Raw genomic sequence first — 11,305 nt, forward strand, 5'->3', positions numbered from 1 at the left:
ATAATAATACCAAACAGTAACAATAATCCCACCATGCTAGGCATACACGAAGGCTTATGAGCTATTAACAAAGCCCAACTAGCTCCAATCATTGAAAGAGGTAAAACAAGTATCATAACAAGTGAAAGCCTTAAAGACTGATATACTACCATTAAAGCCATGATTAACACTATCACTCCTATTATAACAGCTTTTATCAGTCTTTTAAATGAATCTTTCATCTCTTTTATATCACCTTCATGATAATAATTTGTAATCCCATGCTGATGTAATATTTTATCAGCGTCTGCCGTAATTTTGCTTACAGGCCTTTTTTCTCTGTATCCTTGAGCTTCTATGGCATATTGTAAGCCAAATCTTTCTATTTTATTATATGTAAAATGAGTTTTAATTTTAGCAATTTCGCTTAGAGGAATTACGCCGTTTTTTGTATCAATCGGCAAAAATCTGAGAACCTGTAAATTTTTACCGAAATCTCCGCTAAATCTTACTCTTACGAATTGAACGTTCATAGAGCTTAATTTACTGGATATGGAAACCGGCTGGTCTTTGAGCGCAATTTGATAAATAATAGCAGCCGGAGTTAATCCATAACTTAGAGCTTTATTTTTATCTATTTCGATTACCGCTTCTTTAAAATCTTTATCCCAGCTTATCTGAGTTGTAGTAATTCCTTTTATGTTTTTTATCAAATCTTCCGCTTTATGGGCCAATTGAGGCAATTTTTTATAATCATCGTCTCTAAACTGAACAGCCAGTGGAGCTGAAATCGTAGATAATGCCGTAGCCCCGAAATCAAATACGTTAAAATATTTTATTCCCTCTATTTTGGCAAGCTGTTTTCTAATTTCTCTTTCAAGCTCCCAGATTGTTTTGTTTCTGTGAAATCTGTCAACGGCAATAATAGTCATCATTACGCTGTTTCCGCTTCCTTTGCCTCCGATTGATAAAACCCCTTTTTCAGTACCTATAGCAACCGAACTTTTTTCAAGCCACGGCTGTTTATTAAGCCATTCAAAAAACGGTTTAAGTCTTTTTTCACTTTCGTTTGCGTTTAAGTTACTTGAGAATTCAACTTTTGCTTTTATAATCCCCGTATCCATCGGAGGCATAACATCTCTTCCGATAAGCGGCATAATGTTTTTAAGACTTGCCATCAATACAATAAGCGCGCCTAAAATCAAAACCGTTTTTCTTAAAACGGAGAATTTGCCTTTTGTCCATTTTAAAACACCGACATAAGGGGCGACCAATCTTCCTATAGTATTTTGATACAGTTTTTCAAAAAATTTTTCGATTTTTGTTTTTGAATATCCGTTTTTATATAAATAATTTGAAAGTACCGGAATAAAAGTAACTGATAAAAACCAGCTGATAAGCAATGATATTATCAGTGTTTCGATTAACGGGCGGAATATTTTCTGAGGAAAGCCTCCTACAAACATTAAAGGAAACACTATTGCTATTGTGGAAATGGTTCCTGCAAAAATCGGCATTAACACTTCTTTTGTTCCGTTATAAATAGCCTTTTGCAGTTCTTCTCCGCTTTCAAGATGCCTTTCTATGTTTTCAAGCACAACAACCGCATCATCGGTTAGCATCCCTAAAGCCAAAATAATGGCTGTATAAATCACAATATTGAGCCCCTGTCCCGTAAGATACAAAAACGCAATTACCCCGAAAAACACCATAGGAATTGAAAGAGCGGCGGCAATAAGCGCCCTGAAATTCGCCAAAAACAAAAGTAAAACAAACAATGTGTAAATAATTGCATCCCTTAATGCTTCAAGCATATTTTCGTTTGATGTTTCTACAAGAGTACGCTGAGTATCGGATACGCTTATTTTAATATTAGGATACTTTTCTTTAATTTTTTGCATAACCTCTCTTGCAGCCGTACTTGTATCAAGCAGACTTCCACCGGGTGCTCTTTGGACCGAGAGAGCAATTGCCGGAGTGTTGTTTCCGATATATGCGCTGTTTACCGTTTTATATTGCCAAGAAATATCGGCAATATCGCTCAATTTTACATTCGGTTTTATAAAAATCTGTTTTATTTTTTTAACATCACTTTCATCTCCGTAAAAAGTTAAAGTTAAAAAATTTTTTTCATCTTTTAAAAACCCTATAGGAAAATCTCTTTGAGTGGATTGTATAACTTTAAATAAAGTATCAAAAGAAATTCCATACTTTTTAAGTTTCAAAGGGTCTGTTTTTATCATAATCGCACTATCATATCCTCCGAAAACTTCTACGTTTCCTATATTTTTGTTATTTAAAAGCTCAGGTTTTATATAACTGTCTGCAATTTTTCTGATTTCAGGAAGTGTAATTGAGTCGTTTTTGGGACTAAGGGCAAAAACGTCAACCGGCATGGTAAAATCACCAACCAGATATAAAGCCGGAATTGAATTTTGAGGCAGTTTATCCCTTATACGGTTTAGTGCGTTTGATACGTCAACGGCACTGTCTTGAAGAGATTTGGTATAATCAAACACAACATGAACTATTGAAAAGTTCGGAACGTTTGTTGATTTTATTTCATATACGTGGCTGAGGGTTGCCATTTCTTCTTCGATAGGTTTTGATACGGTAGTAGCAACCACATTGGCCGGCGCACCCGGGACCTGCGTAAATATAACCACTTCTGGACGATTTGCATCCGGAAATAGGTTTTTAGGCGTTTTAATAAGGCCTATAATCCCGAATACAAACATAGCGGCTATGATTGCAAAAAGAAAATGCCTTTGTTTGTAAAAATATTCAAACATTTTTATCCTTTAATGTCTTGGTTATTGGTATATTTGTAATTTGCAATTAGTTGGCATAGTTTTATTTCAAAAATATTTGTCGTGCAAACCTTTTTATTTTTCATTTTTCATTTTCCATTTTACATTTTTCACTGTTCACTTTCCACTGTTCACTGTTATAGGGTGTCCCGCTTTTATTTTCAAAAGCAAATCGGGTTCTGCTAAAATGACAGGTGAATTGATTTTTTCTCTTACCGCCACTACTTTTTTGCCTTCCGCCAAAATATGAATTTCTTGCGGTAAAGCTTTATTGCCTTGAGGTATTAAGACATAATGTCTGTCATTAACGCTTAAAATTGCATTATACGGAAGTGCTGTGGCGTTACCTTTAAATTCAACCACGTCTATATTTACTTTTTCGCCAGGTAAAAGCGTATTGTCGTTAACTTCGGATTTAAATGTTTTAAGCCCGTTGTATGTTGAATTTAATGCAATCAAAGGATAAATTCTGCCTTTATAAACTATTTCTTTTCTGTTTTCAGGTAACGTTAAGAAAAGATAGTTTCCTTTGTTTGAAGTTATTTTTAATATAGGTTTGCCCAGGAATGTATTGTCGTTTTTATTTAAAAATTTAGCGCTTATTACCCCGTCAACCGGTGATTTTAATACCGTATAAGTGAGATTTTGAAGTATCGCTTTTTTATTCGCATTTGCCGCTTTTATAGCATTTTTTGTAGCTTTAATAGAAGCTTTAAGTTCTGCTAATTTACTTTCTTCGTTTTGATACTGCTCAATTGAAGCCATTTTTACGTTTAAAAGTTCTTTTGTTCGTTTGTGTGTCAGTTTTAAATTATTTAACGCTATGTTTTGAGCTGTAAGTTTTGCTTTTAGGGATTTTATGTTTTCGTTAACTGATTTTAGTTTTGCTTTTAAATCGCTGCTGTCAATTTTCACTACAATATCGCCTTTTTTTACTTTTTCCCCCAACTCTTTAACAAACTCGATTCTTCCTGCGAATTTTGAATTAACAGTAACTTCGTTCGAATTTTTGACAAGTGCAAGATAAGGAAGTGTCAATAGTAAATTTTCTTCTTTCGGTTGATATGTTTTTACCACAATAGGATAAACAGCCGGTTTTGGAATACCGGCTTCCTCAGCTTTCCTTTTTTTAATTATTTTAACTCCGCCTGCTACTATTAAAGCGGCTATAACAATTGCAATAAAAAATTTTATTAATTTCATTTGAACACCTTTTTAAGATTTTTTCCATAAATAAACGCTTTTTGAGCAATTAGCGAATTTTTGATTGCGATTAGATTTGCAACATCTGCCCTGGCTTTTGCAAGGTCGTTTTCATAATTTAAATAATCATCCACTGTCATTCTATCCAGCTTAAACGCAACTTTTGCCCCCTTTAAAAGTTCTTCTTTTAACGATACAGAATCCTTGGCTAAAAGAAGCTGTTTTTTTACTTCTTTTAAATTGTTATTAATAGTTTTTATCCGTGAAATTAATTCATTCAATGTTTTTTGAATTTCAAGCGCCGTTTTTGTTCTTGCAATTTTTGCCTTTTGAATCTCAACATCATGTGTTTTATTAAAGATTTCCCAGTTAACATAAATTCCCGCACTCCCATAATTTAAAGCCAAACCATCATTGTTATTATAAGCCTTGGCAAAAGCACGGTTTCCTTTTATCTGCAAAACCACTTTAGGCAACTTTTTATCTTTTTTGGCTTTAATATCAAAATATGAAGCTTTTAAGTTTTCTTTTAGGGGTTTTAAGGCAAAAAATTCTCCTTTTTGAATATTTAATGCCGTTAAATTTATCGGTTTATCTACTTCAATTTGGGTTAAAATATAAATTTTTGATTTCAGCTCTTCTATTTTTGTATTGATGTCACTTATTTTAATTTTTAAATTGTTTATTGCATCTTTAAGTCTTAACAGTTTAAATTCAGGCACTCTTCCTACCTCCACGCCTTTTTTTACGGCGTTATATGTGGTTTGGACAGAGCTTAGCTGTTTGTTTAGCGCATTTTTCAGTTCATAAAGATAATTAAGGTTGCTGACAAGCGTTACAAGTGTGCTTTGCCTTTGTAAAAGATTGATTTTTGCTTTATATTCGACGGCTTTTAGAATATGTTCCATTTTCTTTTTATTGTCGTATATCTCTTTTATAAAAATCGGCATAGACATATTAAAACCTATCCGATAAATGTTTTTTGAAAACCAATACCCTCCGTTTTCCTTTGTAATTTTGGCAGTTACGGTAGGGGGAGAAGGTCTTACGTTTGTCGGGGAATTAAAATGCTCGGCACTTGCAAACAGTGATATTTTGGGATAAAGGGAATATTTGATTTCCGATTTGTTGGCTTTTACTTCCCGAATTAAAACATTGTCAAGTTTTGTCTGGGGGATTTTTTCTATTGCATCAAACAGTTTTGTAATTTCCCCCGCATTCAACGTTAAAATAACAGCGCTTAAAAGAATTGCTTTTTTCATTTGTGTGCCTTTATGTAAAGAATTACAGTGTTATAAATTTCGTGCTTTATATCGAATTCTTTTATGAGTTTCGGAGAATTTATTAAACCGCTAACTTTTTCTCTTATAGAGAGGGTATTTAAGTAATTCGTAAAAGAAGACATGATGAGCGTCTGGATAAAAAACGGGTTTATGTCTGTTTTTTCTAAAATTTTAGTAAGATATTTAATTGTTTTTGAAATTTCTTTTATCGTTCTTTCTTCTAAATTGTTTCCCTGACACACCAGCTCTCTTGCAAAAAGTCTTGCCAAATCCTTGTTTGTTAAAAACATATCAGCTATTTTATTAATATATACTTTCAAGTCTTCTTCCAATGAACCTTTAAATTCGAATTTTAAGTTTGAAAAATATTCGATAAATATTTCATTGTATAAATGTTTTTTGCTTTTGAAATGATAATAAATGGCCGGTTTTGTAATTCCGACGTTTTTTGCTATTTCTTCAAGAGATGTTCTGGCATAACCTTTTTGGGCAAACACTCTTAAAGCCTCTTTTAAAATCTTCTCTTTGGTATCCAATTTTTCTCCTTACTTACCGGTAAGTAAAATTATATCAAAAAAAACAACAATTATTCAACCTCCTCCCAGTGAAGCTCTATTCCTTTACTTGTAGTTACAAATCCCAAAATTCTTATTTTTCCTTCATGAACCATTTTATGGTGTTTTTTACAAAGAGGTATAAGATTATATTTATGATGAATGTCCATATGCCCCACAAACCCTTCTTTTGCTTTTTCCTTTTCCACAATATGATGTACGTCATCTACCGTTTTTCCGCATATAGCACATGTGGTTACATAAAGCTTTTTATTGTAGCGTGAACGTTTTTTCTTCATAAGAAGTTCAAGCTCGCTGTATTCTTCACTTAATTTTTTTCTTATATTTTCCGCCGTTTTTAAAAACTCCTCATCCATATAAATTGATTTGGCAAACTCAAGTCCGTAAACGCTGCTTCCGCTGCCGTCTTTTAATTTCCTGTCATAAATCAGTTTTTCCCCGTCAAACCATACTTCAAGATGTTTTGCAACGACGTTTTTTAGCTCTTTTATCTCTTCGAGGTCCATAAGTTGGTGAAGATGGGTGGCAAAAACGAAATTAATATCCTTTTTGGCAAGTTTTATAACAGCACTTGCCACAATGCTAAGAGCAGAAAGCGTCTCCGTTCCGTGAGCTATTTCATCGCCTAATACCAGAGAATTTTTATCGGCTCTGTTGAATATGTTTTTAAGTTCAAGCATCTCCACGGCAAATGTCGAAAGACCTTTAGCAAGATTATCCTTTGCTTCAATTCTCGTAAAAATTCCCCCGTAAGGCTTATATTCTAAATGTGCCGGGACAAAAAAACCGCTTTGGGCCAAAAATACGGCAATACCCACACTTTTCATAAGAGAGCTTTTACCCGAGCTATTGATTCCGTATAACAGCATTCCAGTATATTCGTTAAAATCCACGTCATTTGGAACGTAAACCCCGTTTTCCTGATTTATTTCTATTAAAGGATGTCTAAGTTCTTTAAAAACAGGCTTTTTATCTGATATTTTAGGCCTGAAATAGTTCCTCTCCTTAGCTACTTTGGCACTTGAAATAGCTACGTCTATTTTTGCTATTTCAGCGGCAAATTCTTCAAGAAAATCAAACTTTTTTTCAATCTCTTCAAGTTTTTTTAAATAAAGCTTGGAAGTCAGGTTAATAATCTTAGCTTCTATTGCCAATATTTTTTCGCTGAGGTAATCAATAATATCTCCCGTTATTTTTACGCTGTTGGTAAGTGTTTTTACTCTGAGATCTTTAAAAAATACATTTTTTCCGTCAACTTCCAAAAAAGTCTCTAAAAATTTATCTTTTATTAAATTAAATCTGGTCTTTGTAAGAGAAAGATAATGCCCCTCTTTATCAAGCACTCCTATATCAGCTTTTATATCCCCTAACGATTCAATCTTTTCTTTTATTTTTTTAAGCTCGTTAAAATAATAGTTTTTTTCTCTTAGAAGCTCATCAAGCTCTCTATCCACTCCCTCTTTAAAAAATGATTCTTTAATATCTTCAAACTTTACGTTGATTTTTTCAAAATCAAAATTACTTTCCAGATACTCGGCAAAATTATCAAGTTTTGTCGGTTTTTTTCTGAGTTTCGTATAAATTTCGCTTCCGGCTTTTAACGAACTGAGTAAAAATCCAAGCTCAAAAGGATGAAGTTTTTTTATTTTTATTTTTCTGTTTATCTTTTCCACATCGTAAATATCTCTTAAAAACCCCTCAAAATCTTTATATCTTTTCAGCATAAATTCAACAGCCTTATATCTTCTCTCAAGCTCATCCTCATCATGAATAGGATTATATAGCCTTTCTTTTATAAGGCGTCTTCCCATAGGGGTTTTAGTTTTATCAATAAGCTTTAAAACTTTATTAATTTCAAGCTGCTTTATAGGATTGTTACCAAGATATACGAATTTTTCGTCCCGAATGAGAGCGGGAGGCTGAATTTTATCTAAAAGCTCCTTATTGTGGGCAATTACAAACTCAAGCAAAATACCCAGGGCTTCCGTAATCAGAGGATATTTTTCAAGATTCATCACTTCAATAGGGCTTAAAAAACTTTGAATATTATAAACCCTTCTAAAAAGCTCATTTTGATAATCTATTTTCATTCTCGTTTTATTGATAATTATATTTTTACCGTCAAGTTCCAAATAATTAACAATTTCGTCACAATCCACATTTTTTAACGTCAGAATTATTTCATGACTTTTATAGGTCTGTAACAGTCTAAAAAGCTCATCCAAAGCAAAAGTCGGGTCGTCTTTTGTGGAATAATTTTCATAAATATAACTTTTACCCGTATTTAAATCAACATTGGCAAATCCGACGTGATAAGCCGAATATTTTTCTATAATAATTGAAGTTACGTAATTTTCCGTATCTTTTGAATATTCTATATTAACTCCAGGAGATATAATCTCAGCCAGATATCTTTTAACATTTGGAGGAGTGCCTTTTTGTTTAATGAGAATAATCGTATATTTGTTTTCTTCTATAAGCCTTTCAAGATACCTATCAAGAGCATGGTTTGGAAATCCCGCCATAAGAGGGTTTTTAACGTTAATCTCCGGAATGGATTTGTTTTTTTTAGTCAGCTGTATATTTAAAACATTTGCTATTTCTCTGGCTTTTCCAACCCCCTCGGCTTCATATGTTTCAAAAAAAGTCCCCACTTCCATTAAAACTACGGCATTGGGATATAAATTATCGTAGTATTTTTGAAGCTCAAAATAAATTTCAGTTAGAAGTTTTTTGGAATTTAGAAGCTTATTGATATCCATTTTTGCCTTTTTTATATATAATTATATCAAAAAGGAATACCATGAAAAAACTGATTTTTACCATAATTTTCGCTAGCTTTTCACTTGCTTTTAACTGGAACTCCATAATGGGAGTTTTTAAAAAAACAGTAAATACGTTAGCTTATACGATAGAAACCAGCGGTATTAATCCAAGGGTCTATGAGTTTGACACGCAAGGATACCCTAGAATGCACTGTGTCGTAATATTCAGAGACGACCCCAAAGCCGCACCAGCAATGCAGTGCATTGAAACAAAACCCGAATATATTAAAATGAACGAAAAACTTGCTAAATGAAACAATTTCAAAAATCAAAAGTTTTATTAATCTCTTTTGCCCATTTTACACACGATATTTTTTCGGCACTTCTAGCTCCCATTCTTCCTCTTCTGATAGAAAGAATGGGAATTACTCTGACTCAGGCATCATTATTTGATATAGCACGAAAAATACCTGCACTTTTTAATCCTATTTTAGGAATAATAGCAGAACGCACAAATGCAAAATATTTTGTAATTTTAGCCCCCTCCGTAACGGCAATATCTATGGGACTGTTAGGAATTGTAAATTCATATTTTTTAGCACTTTTACTTTTATTTATTGCCGGAATAAGCGCCACCTTTTTTCATATCCCAAGCCCTTCTATGATAAAAGAATTCTCAGGTAATGAAAGCGGAAAAGGAATGAGCTATTTTATGGCTGCAGGAGAGAGTGCAAGAACAATCGGACCTCTGCTTGCCGCATCGGTTATTTCTATGTGGGGGCTTGAAGGAATACTTAGACTCTCAATACTTGGAATAATCGCTTCTATTTTTCTTTATATCAAACTAAAAGACTATACACCAAAATACAAAGCAAAAAAATTCGAAACTGCAGAAATTAAAAAAACTCTAAGAAAAGTCAGCCCGTTTTTTATGAAACTCGGCTCTTTTATGATGCTAAACTACACTTCAAAATTTTCCCTTAGCCTTTTTTTACCGGTATATTTGACTCAAAACGGAAAAAGTCCTGAATTTGCAGCGGTGGCTTTTGGTATTATGCAAGCGGGTGGAATTTTAGGGGCGTTTTACGGTGGAAGAATATCAGATAAAATAGGCAGAAAAAAAGCTCTGCTTTTTCAAACAATAGGGGCGAGTCTTTTTTTAATACTCTTTTTGATTACGAACTCAATTTTCATACTCCCGTTTTTGGGATTTTTTCTTTTTTCCCAATCCCCAGTACTTCTGGCGTTTACTCACGATCTTAAAACCGATACGCCAAACTTTATAAACAGTCTTTATATGTTTATTAATTTTGGAATCAGCTCTTTAATCGTTCTTTTTGCAGGAATCTTAGGTCAACATTTAGGACTTTTTAATACCTTTGAAATTGCAGCCGTTCTTACTTTTCTTTCAATTCCTTTTATCTACACAATCAAAATTTAAAATATCTTTTATTATATTATTATTTCAACCCCTCTTACATTCCCCGCTAAATCTTCAAAAAATTCAAAACTTTTAACTTTACCCTTTAAAAAGGCGCTTAATTTTTCTTTTTGGTTATACCCTATTTCTATTACAGCGGCTTTATATTTGAGACTTATTGCCTGAATTATAAGTTTTTTTACAATATCCAGCCCGTCATCACCCCCGTAAAACGCCAAATCCGGCTCATAATCATTCGGTTTTTTCCAGCTGTTTTCCACATAAGGAGGGTTTGAAACTAAAATATCTGCTTTTATAAACCCGTTTTCAATTTCAAAGCCTAATTTTTCAATCTCAATTTTCTCTTTTTGTGAATTTTCTTCTGAAATTTTTAACAAATCCCCTTTTACAACGTTAATTCTATCTTCCATTCCACTTAACATAATATTTTTTCTCGCAATCTCTATCGCCTTTTCACTTAAATCAGTCCCTATTACCTTTGCACCGGTATGTTTAGCTATCTCTATTCCAATAACCCCGCTTCCTGTACAGCAATCAACAACCATGCATTCATTTTCCATTTTCCATTTTCCATTGATTAATTGTATCACTCTTTCCACAACCGCCTCCGTATCATCCCTTGGAATAAGCACCCCCTCTTTTATATAAAACCTATCCCCGTAAAACCAGACTTCCTCAAACATATATTCAATAGGATAACCCGATTTCACTTTTTGCAAAATCTTTAAAGCCTCTTTTGGTACTTCAAGATTATCGTTTAAATATATCCATGTTTTGTCTTTGTTTAAAATTTTTTCTAAAATATAACTTCCGTTTGGTTCTTTTATAAAGTCTTTTATCAGCATTTATCAAATACCTCCTGCTCTACAACCGCTGCGTGTTTTTTTATTAATTTATATACATTATTTATTTTGCTTACTTTATCTTCAATATACCTTTGTTTAAGATATAGTTTCTGGAATTTAAAATCCACTCTTAAAAAACTCTCATAATTTTCCACAACAACTACTCTTCCGCTAATTTTAGGCTCAAAATCGTCATAAAAAATTTGAGGAAGTGTATCTTTTTTTCTGTGTATTATCGTAATATCACTTGTGTGAAGTTTTTTGCTTTTGTGTCTTTATAAATTTTTGCCAGTGCTTTTTTACTATTAATTTCCCCAAACTCTTCAAACTTACAACAAAGATTATTTTTAATAAACTTCTCAAAAATTTCCTTATCATTAATAACCGCTTCTTTTCCCCTAAAC

Annotated in this window: 9 protein-coding genes; 2 read left to right on the forward strand and 7 right to left on the reverse strand. The window is 33.0% G+C overall.

From position 1 onward, the window contains the following. The 5 genes from ACXJH6_RS04470 to ACXJH6_RS04490 all read right to left on the reverse strand — a co-directional run. On the reverse strand, window positions 1-2,771 hold a 2,771-nt coding region (locus tag ACXJH6_RS04470), incomplete at its 3' end, for an efflux RND transporter permease subunit (RefSeq protein ID WP_456470564.1). A 135-nt stretch (window positions 2,772-2,906) separates the two neighbouring features. Then, window positions 2,907-3,992, reverse strand: a complete 1,086-nt coding sequence (locus tag ACXJH6_RS04475; protein WP_456470565.1) for an efflux RND transporter periplasmic adaptor subunit — start codon at window positions 3,990-3,992, stop codon at window positions 2,907-2,909. Then, window positions 3,989-5,254, reverse strand: a complete 1,266-nt coding sequence (locus ACXJH6_RS04480; protein WP_456470566.1) for a TolC family protein — start codon at window positions 5,252-5,254, stop codon at window positions 3,989-3,991. The genes ACXJH6_RS04475 and ACXJH6_RS04480 overlap by 4 nt, the downstream gene beginning before the upstream one ends. Beyond that, on the reverse strand, window positions 5,251-5,811 hold the full coding sequence (locus ACXJH6_RS04485; protein ID WP_456470567.1) for a TetR/AcrR family transcriptional regulator: 561 nt from the start codon (window positions 5,809-5,811) through the stop codon (window positions 5,251-5,253). The genes ACXJH6_RS04480 and ACXJH6_RS04485 overlap by 4 nt, the downstream gene beginning before the upstream one ends. A 50-nt stretch (window positions 5,812-5,861) precedes the next feature. Continuing rightward, window positions 5,862-8,612: a MutS-related protein gene (locus tag ACXJH6_RS04490; protein ID WP_456470568.1), complete on the reverse strand. Its 2,751-nt coding sequence runs from the start codon at window positions 8,610-8,612 to the stop codon at window positions 5,862-5,864. 41 nt (window positions 8,613-8,653) lie between these two features. On the opposite strand from ACXJH6_RS04490, the gene ACXJH6_RS04495 reads away from it, so the two are divergent. Next, on the forward strand, window positions 8,654-8,929 hold the full coding sequence (locus tag ACXJH6_RS04495) for a hypothetical protein (protein WP_456470569.1): 276 nt from the start codon (window positions 8,654-8,656) through the stop codon (window positions 8,927-8,929). Next, the gene (locus ACXJH6_RS04500; protein WP_456470570.1) at window positions 8,926-10,056 is read left to right on the forward strand and encodes an MFS transporter; all 1,131 of its coding nucleotides are present in this window, start codon (window positions 8,926-8,928) and stop codon (window positions 10,054-10,056) included. Before ACXJH6_RS04495 ends, ACXJH6_RS04500 begins: the two co-directional genes overlap by 4 nt. An 11-nt stretch (window positions 10,057-10,067) precedes the next feature. On the opposite strand, the gene ACXJH6_RS04505 is transcribed toward ACXJH6_RS04500, so the two are convergent. Both ACXJH6_RS04505 and ACXJH6_RS04510 read right to left on the reverse strand, forming a co-directional pair. Next, entirely contained in the window at window positions 10,068-10,901 is an 834-nt protein-coding gene (locus tag ACXJH6_RS04505) for a N5-glutamine methyltransferase family protein (RefSeq protein ID WP_456470571.1), read from the reverse strand. Beyond that, a complete protein-coding gene (locus tag ACXJH6_RS04510) occupies window positions 10,895-11,056 on the reverse strand; it encodes a hypothetical protein (protein ID WP_456470572.1) in 162 nt (53 codons plus the stop codon). The genes ACXJH6_RS04505 and ACXJH6_RS04510 overlap by 7 nt, the downstream gene beginning before the upstream one ends. Window positions 11,057-11,305 lie beyond the last annotated feature (249 nt).

Source organism: Caminibacter sp. (assembly GCF_053999135.1).